This is a genomic window from Paraburkholderia sp. RL17-347-BIC-D, assembly GCF_046027915.1.
Taxonomy (GTDB): Bacteria; Pseudomonadota; Gammaproteobacteria; order Burkholderiales; family Burkholderiaceae; genus Paraburkholderia.
In genome coordinates this window covers 21,627-40,125 of record NZ_JARESS010000066.1, presented here as the reverse complement: position 1 = coordinate 40,125, position 18,499 = coordinate 21,627, and the positions used below count along the sequence as shown (strand labels likewise).

Here is an 18,499-nt window from a genome sequence, read left to right as displayed (position 1 = left end):
AAATCGAATCTAACACCGCATACCAACGTCTGGTGCCGGCGATGACCTTGTCTTGATCGGCGGCCCATGAAGAACTTTGGTTTAGAGCCACAAAACGGTACGGCTTATGTCTAGACAGGCAGGAACGAACGAGCACCTCAATAAGCCGACATTGGTGCCGATCGGTTGTGGAGCGCCTCTGCGCTTCTGCTGGCCGCCCCCCCGGAAGGGCGGTGTCGATTCCATCTCGGTTGGCTTCGGCCGACCGCGTCAGGCAGTAGCCGGCCAAAACTGGCCGCGCGCGAGCTGCGCCCCGGAAAGCAGTCGCTCGACGCTGCGTTAGTCGTTACGAGGCGTTATCGTCGCTAACCGTTGGTGGGACACAATCGACGCCGAGATGACGGGCAATGGTGCTGGCTTCACTAAATGGTAATCCGTCTGCTCCGCGGACGTGGACATCAGCGAGAAAGTCCGATCCCAGTCCGATAAACTGGCTATCTGTCACTCCAACTACTTATGAGACGCCGACGATGACAATGTTGTCGGGCAACATATCTGACCCGCGCTTTCAGAATGCATTCTGCAGGTCGGGGTCGCTTCTGCACACATGACGAATCCGCCTTAAGCAGCCTTGAATTCGACCTAAGCTTTGATGTGCGACGGGGCAAGGAGGAGACTTCTGCGTATCATGAAGAAAGCGATAGGGTCGACCCCGGATCACGGGCTACGCTGCCAGCCGATGAATATGGCTTTCACCGATGGCAGGCTGAATCCGATGCCAGAACTTCGCCTGGTTATACCGACAGGTAGCATAGTTGCGCAGGCCACGGACGGCAACGAGGCCGGAATGTGTCATTCCATCCTGATCTGTGCACCATTTGTCGCAGTTATTCCGGTGGGGGCGCAGTTGGCCACGGTCGCTGACAACGATCCGAACGGATGGGTTATCGCACTCAAACCAGGCGTACTTGGGCGATTCTCGCAAGTAGCGTTTGACGCGGTCCCGAAATGGTCCAGGTTTTGGGATCCGTTCCTGCGCGAGGCCGCGGACACATTGGCTGCTTTGCATCATGCGGATCTGATCGACGCTGCCTGCGCCGACGCGTTTGCCGACGTCGTGTCGGTGCACATCGCTCTCCGCTACGGGCACTGTGCTGGTGCGGCCGAGCCGGACATGCCTCTTACGCGTCAAATGCTGACTCGCATCCAAGCCTTCGTTCATGAGCACATAGCCGAAACCATTCTGGTCGAGCAACTCGCAGTGCTGGTGCACATGAGTGCATCAAACTTTGCGCGCGTTTTCAAAACGGCGACGGGTAACCCGCCCCATCTGTACGTGACACTCGAACGGGTGAAATTTGCCAGGACGATGTTGTGCCAACAAACCCCTCCTCTGGTTGAGGTTGGCGCGCGCGCGGGGTTTCAGACTCAGCAGCATTTCACCGAAGTGTTCCATCGATACACCGGTGTGACGCCGCGCGCATTCCGACTAGCCCACCGGAACGCCGGTGGCTGATCCATCCGGCGACAATCGGCCAATACCCGCCCTTCAATGTCGTCGCCCGGATCGTTGGCAATCGAGGCTGCGCGTCGTGGAACGTGCATGCGAATCAGGAAGTACTATTCGTTCTCGTTCGTTGCCGCAGATATGCACCAAGCAATCCCTCAATGTTCGCTTTCCCCACCGGATTTGCACTGTGCACGCGAAACGTGAAATCTGTTGGTATGAATTTCCCGTCACCGTCCAAATCCCTTTCTATCATCCATTTCACGACGACCATCGCCGTGTCGTCACCGCCTAGATCGTGATCAAACGAAATCTGCTTCGGGCAGCCGTTGACCTGCAGTAGGTCGATGGCCTCGCGCGAGCTGCGGGCGACTGCCCATCCCCGCTCGGGAGGGTTGCGCATGTCGTCGATGAAAAGCCGCGTGAAGTGCGGATTCATTATCGCAACCTCCGCTCGGAGGACTCCCTCCTGCTCGTCTCACATTGCTCGTTCATTGCCGGCCCAAGCGATCGGGATCAAAATCGTCCGCATTGAAGTACTGCGACAGGGTTTTACCCGCCTCTTCCATCAACTTGTTCGAATTGAGGCCGTGGCGAGAACCCGGGAAGGGCGAGACCACAAGAGTAATCTTGCCTCCTCGCGCGTCGTTGCGTTCATATGCGAAGAGCGTACGGGCTTGATTCCCGTCTTCAATGTGGATTTCCCTGGGCGAACCTTCAAAACCAAATGCATCTACGAAGTCGCTTCGAAATTGCACGCCGTTGGCGAAAATCACCTTTGGTCGGTGATAATCGACCGTGCGCCTGATAAACGCAAAGCGGCCTCCATCCCGGCAAAGCTGGCGGTACGACTCTTTGTTCGCCAGTTCAGGCTGTTGACCGTGATATTCGGTCCAGTCCGCTGCTGATACCGACGAGCATTGCAGGGGAAACAGGTTGAGCTTGAAGTCCCAGCCATGAAGAGTGTGGAGATGGTTGTCCCGATACACTTCCCAGTGTGGGACCGCATTGACCTTCAGCTCCGACTCGCCTTGCGCGCCCCTTGCCGTAGCCACAATAATTTTCGAAATATTTCGCCAGTAGGGCCACGATCTAATGCGGAGGCCATTTTTCTTTTCGGCCGTCCAGTGGCCCGCCTTCTCTTCACGCGGGGCTTCGCACAGATGCTCAGCCGTCGATCCGTGCTCGATGCCGCACACCCATAGGGGCGCTTTCAGGTTTCCCCCGTCCATACCGTAAAACGAGGCAAATAACTCCCCGAGCTCATCGCGCGAAAAAATTTTCGTCATTCTGTCTTCCCCATGTTCGTTTTTTTGTTAGTAATCGATGACAAATCATAGCCTGGAGATGCTCGACGAGCATGTCAGCGGGCAAGCGGAATGGCGGTGGCTGGAAGCGAACGCAAGGCGATCCGGTGCACTCTTTTGTCCGGTCTTCATGAATGACCGTTGTGTAGAAAGTCAAACGTCCCATGTGGGGTCGTGAAGAGCCGACCGCCTTCCCAAGCGGTTGGTGGCCTCGCCGCCGACTCCCGATTATCCAAGCAATTCCGAACTTTCGAGTCTAGCTAATCACACGCAAGTCCAACAAATTCCGTTTCCCGACACTGATGCAGGGAAACGGAATTAGTGAGGCCGGGACTTCCGCCTGATCAACGACTTCCTCGCGAACTTGGTTCGCTAAGTCGGCTGTCGCGCAACTTGCGAGGCGCTCGACAAGTTCAGCGAACAAGCCAGCGCCACAGCAACCAAGCGCAGAGTGCCCAGATAGACAAAATTGTGGCGAGACCGAGCATGCTTCTTGGCTTCACCGGCTTGCCAGCTAGCCAGACTTCGGCCTTTCCGCGATTGTCTTCGAGGACTGCCTCCGGGATGAGGCGCAAGCAAAGCCAGACTCCAAGCGGCACGACGACCAGATCATCCAGATAGCCGAGGACGGGTATGAAGTCGGGAATAAGGTCGACAGGGCTAAGCGCATAGGCCACCGTTGCCAATGCGAGAAATTTCGCGAGCAACGGCGTGGCCGGATCGCGACTGGCGAACATAAGCGTGACTACATCTCGCTTTAGCCGTGCGGCCCAAGCCGTGAGTGATTGCAGCATCTGGCGTTGCGCTCCGCTTGCGAGTGCGCCGACAGGCAATTGAAAGATAGACGCGATTTTATCGCATCCGTTGGAGTGAACCCACACTCTGACCGCAGCTAGCGGCGGCGGACCTTATCGCCCGACCGCCGCCTAATGGAACGCAACCCCTGCTTCCGCCCGAGTGTCTGGGCAGTCTCACGATCTCCGTTCTTCCAGTCTCGCGAAAAGCGCCCTGGTCTCACCAATTCCGTTTCCCTGCACCAGTGTCCGGCACTCCCACGCTCTCCCGTTTTACAGTCGAACAAACGTGACCCAGTCTCATAGTTCGGCCTCCTGCATCAGGGAAGGTCGAACGGGGGATACCGCAAGTAGAGGCCACCCGTTTGGGCAGTCTCACTAATCCGGTAAATCCAGTCTCACGAATAGCGCCCCAGTCTCACTAATTCGGTTTCCCTGCACCGGGACCAGCCGATCTGTCGACAGGTGAGCTGAAAAAAACGGCTCGATGGATGATCACATTTAATCTCTTATATGCTACTATAATCCCATATATGAGATTGTTGGGTTGTAGGCGTGCATGCCAACAGCGGTAAACGCCGGTTCGATGGGAAAGCAGAAATTCGGCTCGAATATCGGTGAGGTGCACCGAACTGAGGGGGTGGCCAATGAAAGTACGGGAGCTACTGAACGCTCTGCGCGATGTGGACGCAGACAGTACTGTGTTGTTCCTTGCCGAACACGCAGACGCCGACGAGGCCGACGAGGTTGACGAAATCTACCCGGCACCCCGTCCCTGGACGTACGAATCAGGCAATTATGGCGGGCGTGAATACCAGTCATGGTATCCATACCGACCTGAGCAACGGGGGAGCGCCTACACCTCAGTCAGATATGAGACGAGACAAGTAGTGGTGTTATCGACTGGGACGACGAATCTGCGATTTGTACGGCCTGAAGACATGCGGTCCGACCTCGGATCGGATGAGCGCTAACGGCAGGCGGTCGCCGTTTGATTACTCGTTGCACTGCGTTTCAGCTCGGCCGAAGATGAAAGGATTTTGGCAACAAAAGGTTTGAGTCAAAGCTTTAGGCGCTTAGCGGTTGTTCAAACGGCGGTGCTTTGGCCTGAGGAGCTGTCGCGAAATCTCTTCGTCGTTCGAGTGAAGCTTTGCGCTTTTCTTCGGCGTTCGCGATGAAATCAGACAGCTCGTGTTCCAAGGCCGAAACTTTAGCGCCCGGTTTCCACTTTGCGGCTCCGTTCCGGCGCCGTGTCACTCGAGCAAGAGCTAATGCAGACCTCGCGGCTTTGGCGCATTCGTATTCAACATGCGCACACAAATCTGTCGGTTCACCAAACTCCCGGAAGCTCTCTATATGCTCTCGGGCGGCGTGCGCGGTAGCGGGAAACTCGCGCAGCTCGGAGATAACGCTCCGGCTCAAGACCTGCCATTGCAGCTTGTCTGGATACGCGAAAATGGGTATGGAAACACTATTGCTTGCCTCGCGGCCCATGGCACCAATCGACGTCACAGCCCATGCAGCCTTGTGCATCATTGTCCGACACGTTCGAGCGTACCTTTCCAGCGATAGCGCGACTTCTAGCGCGGTGTCATGCCGTTGCCGCTTGCGCACGCCGGCATCCCTTACCGAGATCCAGACGAGCGATACAACGGAGCCAACTGCTGCTGACATCAACGCCAGCGTTGCGGGAGTGTTCCAGCTAAATTGCTGGAGATGTTCAAGCCATTCGGGCCGCATATGACGCGCCTCGGAGAAAGAGGTTCCCGAGTATAAGCAATTGTTTTGCGTATAAATTCGGGACAGATATCTAGCGTGTATTTTCGCCACACATGCTTCGTTCATCTGACCGGCACCTTGACAGAAAAGGGCGAGCGAAGGCACTCCTCTGATTTGCCTTTACGAGGCCGGAAAGCACACGGCTTCGGCGGCACTGGAGTGGCGCTCCTTGTTCCGCCTTGGAAACTCCAGCGTCGCAGAGGCCTGTCGGGCATCGTTTGTTCGGCTTCATGTGGATTGACGAACTAATCGTCGCATACGCCTAGGAACACCTCGGCCAATGCTGTCGCATGGGAGAAATTCATTGCCCGCTGCATTCTGTCAGTTTCAAATTTGCGCCCATCGCGCGCCGCAATCTGTGCAGCAACGAGATCGAGCGCAGATTTTGCACCCGCTAATCCATCCGTTTTCAAATGCCCGGCCTCTTCGTGCTCACCTCGCGTCTTCAGTGCTTGTAGTAGCCAACGGTATGCTGCTCTTGGACTTGTCGGCCTTTCCTTGTCCGACAGGGATAACAAAAGCTCTGCGTTCAATTCGTCACTTGTTCGCAATTTTAGCTCCAGATCAATCGCGTGTGCGAATTCACTTGCTTGCCCACCCGGCCGGAGAATTGTTTCGAGAAAACCGGGCGCGTGAACTTCCACGGCTATTAGAACTGCTCCGTAGGTTAAATCACGCCAGAAGGACGGCAGCGGTTGGTATGCCGCCTCAAGTGCGTAGACGATGCTGATTGGGGTAATGCGGTTGCGCACCAGGCCACATTTAGCAAGAAAAGAGCCAATGTCGGTCGCGAGGCGGCTGCTCTCGGCGATGATGGCTGGATGGGCGACTATCGGGTGCATGTCATTGTTCATACGTCTGCGTGGTTTGAAAAACTAATGATGTTGACTGACGATCGAGATGTTCCTGGAGATCAGTCCCGTTGCGTCCATACAACCACTATGTCGTCGTGCATGGATGCATTCCTGTTTTTATCTATGCCGCGGCCATTTTTGCGGCCTTTCGTGCGAGCCACGCGAGCTCAAGTGCTCTTATCGTGTCAACAGCATTCAGAAGATGACCACCGCCTGGCTGAGTCAGGGCTGGGAGAAGCCGGCAGTAAAAGTCGAAATTCCGTACAGCGCCAAAGCAATCAACAGGCGCTTCCTGAGAGCTTTCCTCAACATATCGAGCCGCGTCGGCCAGACTGTTTGCGAGTGACATGTTTCCCTCGTTCAGCTCAACGGCGTGCGGAATAAACATACCGTCTAAGGGACGAACCTTAAGAGTGAGCTTGTGTGCTGTGAGGCAGCTCTGTGCAAAGTGCGCGAATGAGTAGGTTCTGCGATGGAAGAGAAGGTTTAAGCTTGTCCCGTTACCTGTAATCTGCAAGACGCCATATTCACTCTCCGGTGCCGCAGGCGTAAGCTCAACCTTTTAGCGCGCGAGTCTAGTTTCGGAGTGGATCTTCGAGAGACGGCCCGGAGGCTCGATTGCGCAGCGTTGTTTCAACGGTGTGCAGGCCTAGCCGGGAAATGTTCAAAGAAAGTCTGGAGGAGCAGATGCTGCAGTGTGGTAAAGGTAATTGCCTCGCCGTGGCGTCTCATCAACGCTGGGCAGTGTTCTACGGACATCCTGAAATTCACCCAGGAAACTGCTACAGCACCAAGGTAAGGATTCCCGTAAAAATCCTCGAGTTGCCGAGACAGGCAACGTGTAACACGCCCTTTGGAAGATTTAAGGCCTAGCTCTTCCACCCATTCCACATGTGCGCGAATTCCCTCAATATTTGCTGAGAGTCCTCCCTCTAGCGCTTCTTTCGAGTACGAAGCCACTGCTTCGAGAAGATGCCTTGAAAGAGGAAGATTCATCTCGATCCCTAGATTGTCCGAAGGGCATGCTTGGGCGCGAACCGGCTCGCACCAACCGAGGTGGATAGTTGTTCCACGAAGCGGCAAGCGGTGGTTGGTGCACGTATAAACGCCCGGCAGTACATGTGATCTGTGCCAGTACGATTCCCCATGCTGCTGCAAGTCTTCACGCAAGCATTGAGGACAAAAGCGACGACATGCCAAGCTCGACCAAGGCGCTCCAGCAAGCCAGTTAAAATCGGATCGCGTCTGTGGCACGGTTGCGACCAGGCTTGCGCGTATCTGCTCGCGGCGTCGTCTCGACATAAACGCGGTCACATACGGATAGAGTGTGTGATTGACGAGGATTTCGTCATACGCCATGCCAGTCGCCTTCGCGATTTGCTGCAGAGCGAACGGATTTGTGAAATGAACCCGCTTCCTGCCCATACCTGTAAGATATTTAACTAGCTTGTCGTATGGAACGCCAAGATGGCGTGCCGCCCTGATCAACAGACTGCTCGTCAGTTCGTCGGGGTAAGGACGCGGAAAATACATTCTTCTACCCTAGGTCGAGCAAAGAATCCACATTGCAGACAGCGCCCATGCTGCGCAAGTTTTCGAAGATCGTATTGCCTTTCACGGTTGAGTCCTTAATTGCTTTGCGATAGTCATCCGGAGCGAACTCCCGCGTGACGCTGCCTGCATTTTTAGGCCCGGTGCGTTTTGTATTCTTCTTCGGCCTTATTAGCTCAATCGCGGCTTTGGCACCATCAAGGACGGTGTCCACTTTTCCCTCTGCCTCGACGGCACCGGCGATGTTTAGCGCGCGGTCCTTTTCCACGCCAATACTCACCAACGCTGAAGCGATCGTCGGAGCGAAGTCCTGGTGACCGGCTCTCACCGAGGCTTTCTGGTTGCGCAGGCCCTCGAATTTGTTCAGCGCACCGTCGAGCAGGTTTGAAAATTTGATGGGTGCAATATCGCCGTACTGGTCGAGCAGTGCAGCGTCGCCTGAACGATATGCGTCGATCATCGGCTGAACCCGGGTGAAATCTCGATTCCACACCTGATCAAACATTTGAGCCGTGATTGTTTCACTCCCATCGATGATTGCCTGCCACTGGCAGCAGGCAAAGACTTTGATTGCGATATCGATAATTCCCTGGCTATAGTAAAAAAGCAGGTCGGAGAGCGCCTGGGTGAGTTCGACAGGATTTTTCAACCATTGGAATGTCCATAGCGTCGTAATAAAGTCCTCCCATTCGAGAGGCTCCGTAAGGTTATGGCTGGCAGAAAGATGACCCCACTCCGGGAAGCCGCTGCCTACGGACCGGCGGCCTTGGCTGAAATCAACGCCGAGTACGTTGATGGCTCTATTTGTACCTACGAACAGGATTGGAACACCGAGCTCATTGGAGGCTGACACGAGGACGGCCATTAGCTTTTGCATGTTCCTGCCGCCGTGCCTGAGGTTTTGCACTTCGTCAACGATGAGAAGTCCCACGCAATGGATATGCATAACCCGGGCAACGTGGTTCAGAAGTGTTTCAACGGACATGGTGCTTCGACCGTATTTCTGATAGTAGTTACTGTCGGGAACCAACTGGTCGATCTTCCGCAGAATAGAATGAGCAAGCCCCTTGATTGACGCCCCGTCAGCCGGCGTTTCTATATGAATATAAGTTATCTGAGTAACGTCAATGTCGGGGTGGTGAATCACCTGAGGGTAGCGTCTCATCAGACGTCTCAAAGTTGTAGTTTTGCCTTGGCCTGATACACCGATCAGCGCGCTTGAATTTTGGGACGTAACATGCTTAAGGTCGTCGACCGGACTGAACGCCTTGCCAGCTTGCTGGGCTTCATAAAGCTTCTGAAACACCTGGACATGCGCGGCAGTTCTCGGTGTTCGGCCGACATATCCTTGCCGTAGCATAGTGTCCAGGGCCCATCCCAGCACGACATGGCGCTGGAGGGGGGACATGAACGCTGAGAGCTCCGCGACAAGATGCAGTCTCTCGAACGGCGCCCACGCGCGTTGTTCCTTTTCGAAAGAAGGCAGGGCATGCAGGTACTCTCCAAGCGCTTCGTCGTCGAGAGCCGGTGGCAACGCTGCGATGAGTGGATTGTTACGATACCGGGGAATTCGCTGTTCCGTATAAACTGCAGTTACGGCTGTTGAAACGCTGTTATTTTGCGATGCCACTGAGCATCTCCTGTTTCTTTAGCCGTAGTTTTTCCTGAATTGAAAGCGGTCTGGCTTGTGTGTCGGCGGCTTTCACTGCAGGCTGCGGCACGGCTACGGTTACGGTTGTAGAGCGGTCTGGCATCGGAACGACGTTATCTGGCAACCTGTCGGCACCCATCGGTGGTTGCGGAGGTGAGAGACTGGTTGCCTCACTTTGTCTGCGCGCTCGTTTCTCAGCCTCACGGTCAGCGGCGATGTCTGCTTTACGGGAGGAGCGCGACTTTCCTTTCGTTGCCTGTTTCATCGCTGCAAGTGCGGGCTGTGCGATGTCGGTGATAAATTTTTTGAGATCGATTTTTTCCTGAAGCGCATTGTCTTCACCCTCTTGCAGAATCCGATTCACAGTCGTCTGAACGTATTTCACCTCCGCATACGAGTAACCCCGGTAGGATTCACTTGTAGTGGTCAGCCCGCACGGAAATGATTTGCGGGCATCCTGTGGGTCGTGAACAACTATCGAATCAACAAGTCGGCGGTCGTAGGAAACGTCAACGTCAAATCTTCCTCGGTTCGCCGCGCTCACGAACCATCCCTTCTTCTCCAAGTCGGCGCATGAATAAAAGCAGCCCTTGAACAGGATGCCTTGGTCGGTGACAGTCGCTTTGCCGCGCGGCAGCAACTGAAGACGCAAATAGTCCTCGTTGTAGCGCGAAATGACGCCAGCGCTATATACCACGTTGTCCTCCCAGATTTCGCGTGGAACAGGACTGACTCCGCGGAGGGCAGCCCTCGGATCGAGCTGATACTTCTTCATCTCACGGCGGTTGTGGGCAATGATCGCCCGCAAGATGATCGCTGTAAACTCGTCAAGAGTGAGGCAGGCATCTTTGTCGTACGCCTTTCCACGACGTCGCATCACATTCGATGGTGGTTCGTATCCAGGTGTCGCAGGAGCTATCGAAGCGTGAATCAGTCTGAATCCGCACTCTACCGTCCCTTTGTTTTGGGGCGACAAAGGCGGCGCGTTTGAAATCGTGCTTTCCATCCCATCGCAAATGCGATTGCTGTTACGGGAAATCATCTCGCCACAATCGCCGAGGAATTTCTGAGGAAAAATTCGGTCGGCCGGCCAATCACGAGGGTCGTACGGCACGTCGTACTTATGGCAGAGCGCCGCTTTGTCCTCGGCCAGACTGAGGATTGCCTGAACGGCAGTTTCCCAGCCGGGATGCTCCAGACCGACATATAAGCCAGGGCATAGGCGGCTGTATCTGTCGTAGATGAGGTACAACGTTGGTTTGCCGATAATTTTCGACCGGTCCGCTTGCGCTACGAGAAACACATCGGCGATAGTCGCATCAATTTCGTAGATATACCCGACGCCGATGGCTTCATAGAGGGCGCTGCCAAGCCGCTGGTCGTGATCCCGCTCGAAGTCCTTGTTCCCTTTCTTTCGACGTAAGATTGTCTCGAGTGAGAAACAGCGTTTGACGACTGTGTAGAACTGTCGATAGGAGGGGCGTTCGCCAGACGGTTTGATGTAGCTATCGCCGTTTCCATCTTGATAAGAATAGTGCGCTTTCAGCATTTCCTGGAACGCGTGCTGGAGCGTAGGGACTTCACCGTCCAGAAAGTGTTCTTTGACGGCAGCGATGACGTGCTTGTCGTCAACGCTGCGGTGCATCTGATAAATTTCGTATCGATCGTCAGACGGACGGCGTCCCCGGGCGTTGGTAGCCTGGGGCTGGTTGAGGCCAATGTCGGGGAATCTGGGTATCAGGGCGTCCTGAGTCTGGCCACCGCGCCAGTAATCACGCAAGTACTTGTTGATTGTCGTAGCTGACGCGCCGGTGCTTCCGGCTCGATCCTTGACCAGCGGGCCTCGCAGTTTCGGGTCATAGATTGCGGCGCTGGCAAGAAGCGGTTCGATAATCTCCCACGCTTTTTTACGCCGTGCTTTCGCTGCACTTGTGTACTCAGATACATTACGATGGCCGGCGCTAGATACAAGAGCTAACTTCTGCTTGTTCATGTCATCGAGCAGGGCGGCGTAAGAATACTGCCTCGGCCACGATGCTTCATCGGTCACATTAATGACCCACGCTTCATCGGTTTCAGGATTCACATTAAGTAGGCGATAGCGAGTCCCGGATTCGTTGTGAAACAGGTCGTTCTTAAGGAGCGCCATTAGCGACCTCCCGCCGCGCGAAGATTGTCTGCTTTGAACGTACAACGGAAGCTGGCCAAAGGCGCGCTGGCTGGGTCCGGGTTGCTCAAGTCACAAATCAGGACGCGCTCGTACATCAACAGTTTTGCAACGCGAAGACCTTCCCCCGGATTCAGTCCCTGCCGAATCTCAAATTCCCGGCAGTACTCCTGAAGTGGCTGATTTCTGGTTGATCCGGCCAGGTCGTGGGACATGATGAGCGATTGCTCGCGTAGGGCACCCGAGTAACGTTCGTCCTCGCCAGTCTTGATCATGCCACCCCGAATCCACTCGATGTTGCGGATTTTCTCCATCGGTAGTTCGGAGTGGAAGACGAGGCGATGCGGAATGTCCATTCCCGCGAAGTAGGTTCGCGTAATTTGAAGCTTCTCGATCTTACGTGGATCTTCAGAGTCTTCGGTCCGCTTGCAGTCCCACGCCTCAAGTCGCTTCTGGTCGTTATCATGGAAGTCGACCAGGAAATCGACCGTCATAACCGTGGGAACTTTGGTTCCAGGGTAATACGGGTGAGCGATACCAAGAGCGGCGGCGATTTCGAGCGTAAGTCCGCGGTCGAGCGGGAACTCCTCCCGGATGCCGGTGACGCGCTGGGACCACTCGAGAGCATAGAAAGTATTCGCTTCGACATCTGACAACAGATGTACGCTGCGCTCGCACTTTGGACTGTATGGCCGGCTGACGCGCCCTATTGATGATAGGTCAAACGTTTCCAGCCACGGTTTGTAGTTAGCACCTTGTCCTTGGCCTCGGCCCTCAAGCTGCCACTCCTTTATGAGTGCCTCCGTCATCTTTTTTGGACCGCGCCCCATTTCTCCTACTCCAGTACGTTTCATTGCCGCGCGGAAGGCGCATGGCTTCAGTGCTGTGTAGCTACCAAACTTCGCAAGCCGTTTAAATGGTTATACGGGAAAACATAAATCTTTTATGTGGCGTAATGATCTCATATGTGAGACTATAGGATGGCCGTGACGAAAGTGCGAGCGATACTCGCGTTTTTCGTCCGGTGTGTTTTCAATGATTGACTGGAACCGTGAAGCAAAACGTTTGCTTCGGGCTGAGCTCGTGCGCAGACAGATTGGCTACAAACAACTGGCGGTGCTGCTGGAGGGACTTGGGGTCGAGGAAACCGAACGCTCGATTGCGAACAAGATTTCGCGTGGCGCATTCACGTTCGTTTTTTTTCTGCAGTGTATGAAGGCACTACGTCGGCCAGCGGTACATATTGATCTGACCGAGATCGGAGAATGATGCTGCCCGGTACGGCAGCTTTGGGCAGGCTGGTCGCATGGTGAATGGTATTTGGGGTCCCATCAAGCATAATTAACGAGTTGGGTGCTGGGCTGTGAGGGGGCGAGTGCGCGAATCCAGATGAGAAGATGGATCCAGAATGCGTAGGTGTGCGCAACATATATTGATTCGTTGATGGAATGGCGCCATGACCGCATCCGAGCTCATTGAGATACTTCGTGAGGTTGACCCGAAATCCAGAGTTGTATTTCTGGCGGGAGGTCTTCACGCTGAGGTTGCGGAAGAGATTGTTGCCGTCGCAACGCCCGAATGGGTCTGGGTCAGAGGTAGTTTTTCGGATGAAGAGTGCGAAGACGAAACCCAGCACGCCAGCGAGCAAGGGGCTGATTCTGGTACTCGCCGCGAGCGCTTTGAATCGAAACCGGTGTCCATAGTCCTTCTTTCCACAGACGAAGACTTTCTGTTTAAGGCAATCGTGAAGAAGCTAATGTTGGGTTAGTCATGGGGGATAGAGACGTGGACCGACGTCACCCCTGACCTTGTACCAGACTGGAGAAGCGGGCTTCCGCGTATCGATGGCGACCATAGCTACGAACGCAATCAGAATGGCGTAACGGTTCTCTTGAATGAGGCGTCGGTTCACGTTCGCAGTTGCTTCATGGCATATGCGCGTCCGATGAGGAACTGAGTCCCATAACAGAAAGGAGCGTTGATGACCCTTCCCTACGAGCGTACGCGTTCAGTAACAGGTGCGCGGCAACTACTTGTCGATTTGGCGGCGGCGCCAGACAACGCTGATCTGGAGAAATTCCGGGTCCTGTCTCGAAGATTGCTTCGGCATTTCCCCGATCCGATTGATCTTCACCTTTCAGCGGGGTTTGCTCCCGGCATTTGGGCAGACCCCGACGCAACCGGCGATGCCTGAACATGTCATGTTTCGATTTTAGTCAGTGCAAGGAAAACCTGCTGTAACACATGCGGCGTCTGCTGGTTATTGCTTAACAGAGGCGCTCGGACGTTTTACCGTGGCTTCGACCAGGCGAGCGGTGTTCGGGGGGAAACGTGATTCGAAAGATTCATACGCAGGCGGCCAGCGAGGAACGCACGGTTCTCCGCGTTAATACAGTTGATAGGTCGGTGGTTAAACAGGACCCCGAGCCGCATGGCGGTGGCATCCGGCGCACGTCTGTGACGTCTAAGAGGCCCAGCATGAAGTCGCCGCGTCAAAGGTCTTCGAAGATGCGCGGGGTGAAACTGCGCGAACCCTCGTTCACAAAGAACCTGCGCCATCGAATCCTGGCTGTATCGTTGGCGATTGAACGGTCTGCCCGTCTCCTAACGGAGATCACATATCGACGAACGATCATGCGATGTCGTCGAGAAGGTTGCGAACTAAAACGAGGTCTTCGTGCCGAGCATAGATTCTATTGGCGGATATTGGTACGTCGCACGTTTGCGGATGCAGCGGCGGGGCATGTTTCGAGGAGGCGTCCTCGTTTGCGTCGTCTGGCCGCGCTGCTCGAGCGAGACGCCGATCGAATCGCTCGAAAAACGTGAAGGCAGGACGCGGAGTCGGGCCGCGCGGGTGTTCGCGGCAAAACGTGGATTGAGGATGAAAGAGTGAAAATCCAGATTGCATCTGGCCTTCACCATGAGATGGCTCAACATCGTGCAGATCTCGCTGGACCGCTTCCGGTAGCGCCTGACGTCGATGTTCTGATTCTTGCTGGCGACATCCATGAGGGTAGCAGAGCTATCGACCTGTACGGTCACTGTCGTTTCCTGTCGCCTATATGTCAGGAAACCAATTTTTGGATCCACGGGCACATTCATGCATCAAGCGATTACTGGATAGGTGATTGCCGCGTCATCTGCAATCCGCGAGGGCGCCCGGGCACGAACCGCGACAACCCTGGCGCGCCTTATGAGAACGCCAATCTCGACCCCTCACTCGTCATAGGACTCTAGCAGTGAAACAGCGAATCCTCGGAGAAAGTGATGTCAATTTATATAGATACTGATGTTGGCGAATGCCCCGAGATCACGCTCGAGTGCTGGTCGATTCGGGAAGTAGACGGCGGGAACCGCTATTTCGTTGGATTCAACACTGTTCACTATGATGGTCGTGTAAGTACGCCTATCGTCTCGTTTGACTCGCGCACAAGATTGGGAATGACATCCAGTGGTCGACAGTATCGGCTATTGGGTCGGGCCGGGTTTAATAAGGATGCCGAGTACGTGTGGAACCGCGTGCGGAGCATCTGGCAGATATCAAGCTGGTCTGACATCACGCAGCAGCTATGCCCGGATTGGCGAGATCCGGTCCCGGAGGCGGAGCGGACAATGGATTCGTCCCAAAGCGACAAATGCTTGACGCCGCCCTCGGATGCTGAGGAAGGCTAGTAGGTTTGCCGTGAATGTGGCGCGTATCATCAGCGCGACATCAATGCGGCAGTGAACATTCTCGCGGCGGACGTCGCCGTCTTGCAGAAGGAATCCGCGTCCTTTCCGCGCCATGCGCGGCAGCCGCAGGCTGAGGGCGGGAGGACGTCAAGGTCTGTCGACCGACCAACAGCGCTGAGGCATGTTCTTGAGTATGGGGTGACGATGACAGTTGGACGTAAGCGCAAACGCACGAGGCCTCGTGATGTGAACTTGCGATGGCTTTCGCGCGAGTTGGACAATGCGTTGCGGCGGGGAGAAGCTCTCGCCGAGATCAAGGAGATGCGTCCACGAGAATTCGTCGACTTGATGACCAGTTCGTCTTTCGAAGTAGGGCGAATCTTCAAACGTTGTCTCAGAGATGCACTCTATGACTTGCGGCGGGACACGAGTAGAAAACGGTCACGAGTTCGACATGGCACAGATACGTAGACTCATCTCGAACCAGCGAATATCGGGCGGGATCGTCGCTGTCTTCGCGCGGCCTTATATCAATATCTGGCTGACAATGAAGGCTGCAGTATGAATGAGGCCGACAAACGCGAATTAGTGATATGGACAGCGCGAGCGCACGTCCGCGAGTATCTCGACGAGTCGGATGAGCTTCCGTTGCTTTCCACCAAGGCAGGAAGTCGAGAGTGGCGTGAGCATGAGGCGTTGCCCACGGACGACGCGGGCATGTGTCTGGTCTGTCTGCTTGCAGATCTGAGAGCGTCGTCCCGAAACTATTTTCCGATAGACTCCTCAATGAAACCTGAACGACTGATGACCGTTTTCGTCGAGCGGATAGCCCGTTCGGAAGACGCGCAGGGCGAACCCGTGGCCCGGTTCGATATCGTTTTCAAACCCAATGTCGCTTCGGCCGGAGTTCTCCTGAAGGGCGCGCCCCGTCTGGACGTTGGGCCTGTGCCTTGTGCGCAACGAGACGGTGTCTGGGAAATCATGCTCAAGCTTTTGTCTGTCATGTACGCGGGAACTTGAGCCGCATGAGGGCCGCCGGTCTCAACAACTTGTGGACATTGCGGAAATCCGAGGTATCGTTCGCCGCTTCGTCGACAGGGCGATGGCGTCCGTGGACCTAGGCCGGTGCGTTGTTTCCACAAACGTTCTGATGCCCCTTCCTTTTGCGTCGATGACGTCGACGATTTCGGAAGCAAGTTAAGTGGCATCCGGAGGTGGGACCTGTTGCAAGCGGAGTTAAGCCGCCGAGCGACGGGATGTGTCAGAGTCGTGTGGGTGCGCCTTGTTCCGTCGGTTCTCCAGCATCATTCCCCTGCATTCTGGCGATGAACAATGGCAACGGAATTCCTCCCGAATCTTGCGGCTGTGGCGCCCGTCTACAACCAGGGCATAGTCAAGCGTGAGTTCCTCTCCAGGTGATATATCGCGCAGCGCGTAAATGAAGATACGGCTATTCGACAGCTCTGCCTCTCAGTTGGGCAAGCATGCGTGATTCAACCAACGAGCGCTGTTCCCGCCTTTGTTGCCATCAATGACAATTCCTTCCTGGATGTCGAAGAAGAATGTGTGTCCTGGCTGGGAACGGTCACTTGGTAGCTGGTTCAAGACGTCCTCCCAACTGACTGGAGCGCCCTTGTATTCGCAGACAAATTCGACCGCGACAATAGTATTGTTCGCAAAAAGTCCCCGTCCGTGCACTGGTGAGCGGTGCACAACAATGCGCGGACGTACTTTGCGAACAGCTTGATTCATGACAGCATCGCCATTTCGGGTCGGTTGGAGGAGGCGCTATGCCAGTGGAGTCACCGGCACGAGTTGCAGACATACCGATGCTGTCCAGCCAAAATATGGCTGTCAAACGGATCGCGACAAACCTGACGCGAGTCCGCTGTCATCCGCTCCCGGGAAAAAAGGAGGCGTTGACCGGCTGCTCCTTTCGCCTCGTTCGAGTAGACGTCTATCTCAAAGCCGACGAAATCCAGCGCCCCGCGACGGCAGCAAGTTGTACCGGCACGGCATTACCCAGTTGACGCATGGCCTGGGACCACGAGCCCGGAATTTCGAATGTGTCCGGCAATCCCTGAAGTCGTGCAGCTTCCCTAACTGTGAAGTGGCGACTGGTTCCATCAAGGGCTACAAACATGTTTTCTCCACCCGGTACGCCGTGAACGCCCGATTTGAGCGTTTTTGCCGGTTCGTCGATGAGGCTTCCGGTATGCCCTACGTATTGCTTCGCCGTGCCACGCGGTTCGTGCCTGGTCACTTTGGCTTCGCATGAGGGAATGCCGAGATCCAGGAATGCGTCACGGCAGGTAAGCCATGCCGCTTCCGCTGGCGGCTTGGTTGCCCGCGCTAACTTATTGAGTCCGGAGCGTGCGGAGCGCGGAATGAAGGCATCGTCGAGGCGCGGCAGGTTGTGACGCCGCCAATATTCATCGGTAACCCACTTGTCGAGCAGAAGTCGGTCTTCACTGTGCGACTTCGAGGGAAACGGAAACAGGGAACCACAGTCGGCTCGGACCCCCGCAATAAGGACTCGCTCGCGTTTCTGGGGCGCGCCGTAATCTGCTGCGTTGACCTTGACCACGGTGACGTGGTAGCTGATTGCATCCGGCAAATCTTCAAGTCCGGCGCGCTCGAGGCAATGCAGCACATGGCCGAGGTATTCACTGAATCCTGGCCGTAGCAGGCCTTTGACATTTTCGAACAGGAACGCCTTCGGCTGCATCTCGCGGACAGCGCGAATTGCCTCCGGCCACATGTCGCGCGCATCCTTGGGCCCCGCCGCCCGGCCACCGTTGGAAAATGGCTGACATGGCGGTCCGCCAGCAACCAAGTCGACCCCGTGGTAGCTGCTCCAGTCGACAGTTCTGACGTCTGCCTCCAAGATATGCGGAACATCGCTACGGTGGGTGCCCTGAAAATTTGCACGGAGAGTCACACAGGCCGCAGCGTTGAACTCTGCCATGGCCAAATGCCTGAAGCCGGCCTGCTCGAGGCCTTTCGCCATTCCGCCGCAGCCTGCAAACAACTCAACGCAAGTTAGCCGACTGTCTGTACCTGTAGCTGCGGATTTGATTTTAGCGGCGGCAACTGCAGGCGCGTTTTCTTTGAGATAGACTTTGATTGAATGCATGACACGAGCTCAAGTTAAAGCTCGTGTAGGCGCGGTTTTTATTCAGATAGCGGACCGACTGTTGCGTTACTCAGTGCTTTAGGGCATGGGGACTGCACGTCG

At 55.3% G+C, this 18,499-nt stretch carries 17 protein-coding genes and 1 pseudogene; 6 read left to right on the top strand and 12 right to left on the bottom strand.

Going from position 1 to position 18,499, the window contains the following annotated elements:
* Positions 1–667 precede the first annotated feature (667 nt).
* Positions 668–1,495, top strand: a complete 828-nt coding sequence (locus P0D96_RS42405) for an AraC family transcriptional regulator (RefSeq protein ID WP_408319833.1) — start codon at positions 668–670, stop codon at positions 1,493–1,495.
* A gap of 94 nt (positions 1,496–1,589) precedes the next feature.
* On the opposite strand, the gene P0D96_RS42400 is transcribed toward P0D96_RS42405, so the two are convergent.
* The 5 genes from P0D96_RS42400 to P0D96_RS42380 form a co-directional block, all read right to left on the bottom strand.
* Positions 1,590–1,925: a cyclic-phosphate processing receiver domain-containing protein gene (locus P0D96_RS42400; protein WP_408319831.1), complete on the bottom strand. Its 336-nt coding sequence runs from the start codon at positions 1,923–1,925 to the stop codon at positions 1,590–1,592.
* A 52-nt stretch (positions 1,926–1,977) separates the two neighbouring features.
* Positions 1,978–2,775 carry a hypothetical protein gene (locus tag P0D96_RS42395; protein ID WP_408319829.1) on the bottom strand — a complete coding sequence of 266 codons (798 nt, stop codon included), beginning with the start codon at positions 2,773–2,775 and terminating at the stop codon, positions 1,978–1,980.
* A 431-nt stretch (positions 2,776–3,206) separates the two neighbouring features.
* Positions 3,207–3,587, bottom strand: coding sequence for a YkvA family protein (locus P0D96_RS42390; RefSeq protein WP_408319827.1), 381 nt, complete (start codon positions 3,585–3,587; stop codon positions 3,207–3,209).
* A 1,068-nt stretch (positions 3,588–4,655) separates the two neighbouring features.
* On the bottom strand, positions 4,656–5,432 hold the full coding sequence (locus tag P0D96_RS42385; protein ID WP_408319825.1) for a hypothetical protein: 777 nt from the start codon (positions 5,430–5,432) through the stop codon (positions 4,656–4,658).
* 179 nt (positions 5,433–5,611) lie between these two features.
* A complete protein-coding gene (locus tag P0D96_RS42380) occupies positions 5,612–6,220 on the bottom strand; it encodes a hypothetical protein (RefSeq protein WP_408319823.1) in 609 nt (202 codons plus the stop codon).
* 202 nt (positions 6,221–6,422) lie between these two features.
* Here P0D96_RS42380 and P0D96_RS42375 point away from each other — a divergent pair, with 202 nt between their 5' ends.
* Complete coding sequence (locus P0D96_RS42375) at positions 6,423–6,566, top strand: hypothetical protein (RefSeq protein ID WP_408319821.1); 144 nt, start codon at positions 6,423–6,425, stop codon at positions 6,564–6,566.
* 287 nt (positions 6,567–6,853) lie between these two features.
* Here the strand turns inward: P0D96_RS42375 and P0D96_RS42370 are convergent, their stop codons facing one another.
* The 4 genes from P0D96_RS42370 to P0D96_RS42355 are packed head-to-tail and all read right to left on the bottom strand — an operon-like array spanning position 6,854 to position 12,443.
* On the bottom strand, positions 6,854–7,753 hold the full coding sequence (locus tag P0D96_RS42370; RefSeq protein ID WP_408319819.1) for a TniQ family protein: 900 nt from the start codon (positions 7,751–7,753) through the stop codon (positions 6,854–6,856).
* A gap of 4 nt (positions 7,754–7,757) precedes the next feature.
* Positions 7,758–9,401: an AAA family ATPase gene (locus P0D96_RS42365; RefSeq protein ID WP_408319817.1), complete on the bottom strand. Its 1,644-nt coding sequence runs from the start codon at positions 9,399–9,401 to the stop codon at positions 7,758–7,760.
* Complete coding sequence (locus tag P0D96_RS42360; RefSeq protein ID WP_408319815.1) at positions 9,385–11,571, bottom strand: TnsB C-terminal domain-containing protein; 2,187 nt, start codon at positions 11,569–11,571, stop codon at positions 9,385–9,387. Before P0D96_RS42360 ends, P0D96_RS42365 begins: the two co-directional genes overlap by 17 nt.
* Positions 11,571–12,443, bottom strand: a complete 873-nt coding sequence (locus P0D96_RS42355) for a TnsA endonuclease N-terminal domain-containing protein (RefSeq protein WP_408319813.1) — start codon at positions 12,441–12,443, stop codon at positions 11,571–11,573. The genes P0D96_RS42360 and P0D96_RS42355 overlap by 1 nt, the downstream gene beginning before the upstream one ends.
* Positions 12,444–12,624: 181 nt before the next feature.
* Here P0D96_RS42355 and P0D96_RS42350 point away from each other — a divergent pair, with 181 nt between their 5' ends.
* The 3 genes from P0D96_RS42350 to P0D96_RS42340 all read left to right on the top strand — a co-directional run bounded on the left by P0D96_RS42350 (position 12,625) and on the right by P0D96_RS42340 (position 13,783).
* Entirely contained in the window at positions 12,625–12,858 is a 234-nt protein-coding gene (locus tag P0D96_RS42350) for a DUF6471 domain-containing protein (protein WP_408319811.1), read from the top strand.
* Between the two features lie 187 nt (positions 12,859–13,045).
* Positions 13,046–13,357 (top strand): hypothetical protein, encoded by a 312-nt coding sequence (locus P0D96_RS42345; protein WP_408319809.1) that lies wholly within the window; start codon positions 13,046–13,048, stop codon positions 13,355–13,357.
* Between the two features lie 213 nt (positions 13,358–13,570).
* Positions 13,571–13,783 carry a BPSL0761 family protein gene (locus tag P0D96_RS42340; protein WP_408319807.1) on the top strand — a complete coding sequence of 71 codons (213 nt, stop codon included), beginning with the start codon at positions 13,571–13,573 and terminating at the stop codon, positions 13,781–13,783.
* Between the two features lie 467 nt (positions 13,784–14,250).
* Here P0D96_RS42340 and P0D96_RS42335 read toward each other — a convergent pair whose 3' ends face one another.
* Positions 14,251–14,631 (bottom strand): hypothetical protein, encoded by a 381-nt coding sequence (locus P0D96_RS42335; protein WP_408319805.1) that lies wholly within the window; start codon positions 14,629–14,631, stop codon positions 14,251–14,253.
* 1,191 nt (positions 14,632–15,822) lie between these two features.
* On the opposite strand from P0D96_RS42335, the gene P0D96_RS42330 reads away from it, so the two are divergent.
* Positions 15,823–16,281 (top strand): hypothetical protein, encoded by a 459-nt coding sequence (locus P0D96_RS42330; protein WP_408319803.1) that lies wholly within the window; start codon positions 15,823–15,825, stop codon positions 16,279–16,281.
* Positions 16,282–16,497: 216 nt separating this feature from the next.
* On the opposite strand, the pseudogene P0D96_RS42325 reads toward P0D96_RS42330, so the two are convergent.
* Both P0D96_RS42325 and P0D96_RS42320 read right to left on the bottom strand, forming a co-directional pair.
* A pseudogene (locus tag P0D96_RS42325) lies at positions 16,498–17,013 on the bottom strand (SET domain-containing protein).
* A gap of 205 nt (positions 17,014–17,218) precedes the next feature.
* Entirely contained in the window at positions 17,219–18,397 is a 1,179-nt protein-coding gene (locus P0D96_RS42320; protein WP_408319802.1) for a DNA cytosine methyltransferase, read from the bottom strand.
* Positions 18,398–18,499 lie beyond the last annotated feature (102 nt).

Bases quoted from the DNA above. Each gene is read 5' to 3' on its own strand.
- P0D96_RS42405 (WP_408319833.1), top strand. From the start codon at position 668: ATGAAGAAAGCGATAGGGTCGACCCCGGATCACGGGCTACGCTGCCAG.
- P0D96_RS42400 (WP_408319831.1), bottom strand. From the start codon at position 1,925: ATGAATCCGCACTTCACGCGGCTTTTCATCGACGACATGCGCAACCCT.
- P0D96_RS42395 (WP_408319829.1), bottom strand. From the start codon at position 2,775: ATGACGAAAATTTTTTCGCGCGATGAGCTCGGGGAGTTATTTGCCTCG.
- P0D96_RS42390 (WP_408319827.1), bottom strand. From the start codon at position 3,587: ATGCTGCAATCACTCACGGCTTGGGCCGCACGGCTAAAGCGAGATGTA.
- P0D96_RS42385 (WP_408319825.1), bottom strand. From the start codon at position 5,432: ATGAACGAAGCATGTGTGGCGAAAATACACGCTAGATATCTGTCCCGA.
- P0D96_RS42380 (WP_408319823.1), bottom strand. From the start codon at position 6,220: ATGAACAATGACATGCACCCGATAGTCGCCCATCCAGCCATCATCGCC.
- P0D96_RS42375 (WP_408319821.1), top strand. From the start codon at position 6,423: ATGACCACCGCCTGGCTGAGTCAGGGCTGGGAGAAGCCGGCAGTAAAA.
- P0D96_RS42370 (WP_408319819.1), bottom strand. From the start codon at position 7,753: ATGTATTTTCCGCGTCCTTACCCCGACGAACTGACGAGCAGTCTGTTG.
- P0D96_RS42360 (WP_408319815.1), bottom strand. From the start codon at position 11,571: ATGGCGCTCCTTAAGAACGACCTGTTTCACAACGAATCCGGGACTCGC.
- P0D96_RS42355 (WP_408319813.1), bottom strand. From the start codon at position 12,443: ATGAAACGTACTGGAGTAGGAGAAATGGGGCGCGGTCCAAAAAAGATG.
- P0D96_RS42350 (WP_408319811.1), top strand. From the start codon at position 12,625: ATGATTGACTGGAACCGTGAAGCAAAACGTTTGCTTCGGGCTGAGCTC.
- P0D96_RS42345 (WP_408319809.1), top strand. From the start codon at position 13,046: ATGACCGCATCCGAGCTCATTGAGATACTTCGTGAGGTTGACCCGAAA.
- P0D96_RS42340 (WP_408319807.1), top strand. From the start codon at position 13,571: ATGACCCTTCCCTACGAGCGTACGCGTTCAGTAACAGGTGCGCGGCAA.
- P0D96_RS42330 (WP_408319803.1), top strand. From the start codon at position 15,823: ATGAATGAGGCCGACAAACGCGAATTAGTGATATGGACAGCGCGAGCG.
- P0D96_RS42320 (WP_408319802.1), bottom strand. From the start codon at position 18,397: ATGCATTCAATCAAAGTCTATCTCAAAGAAAACGCGCCTGCAGTTGCC.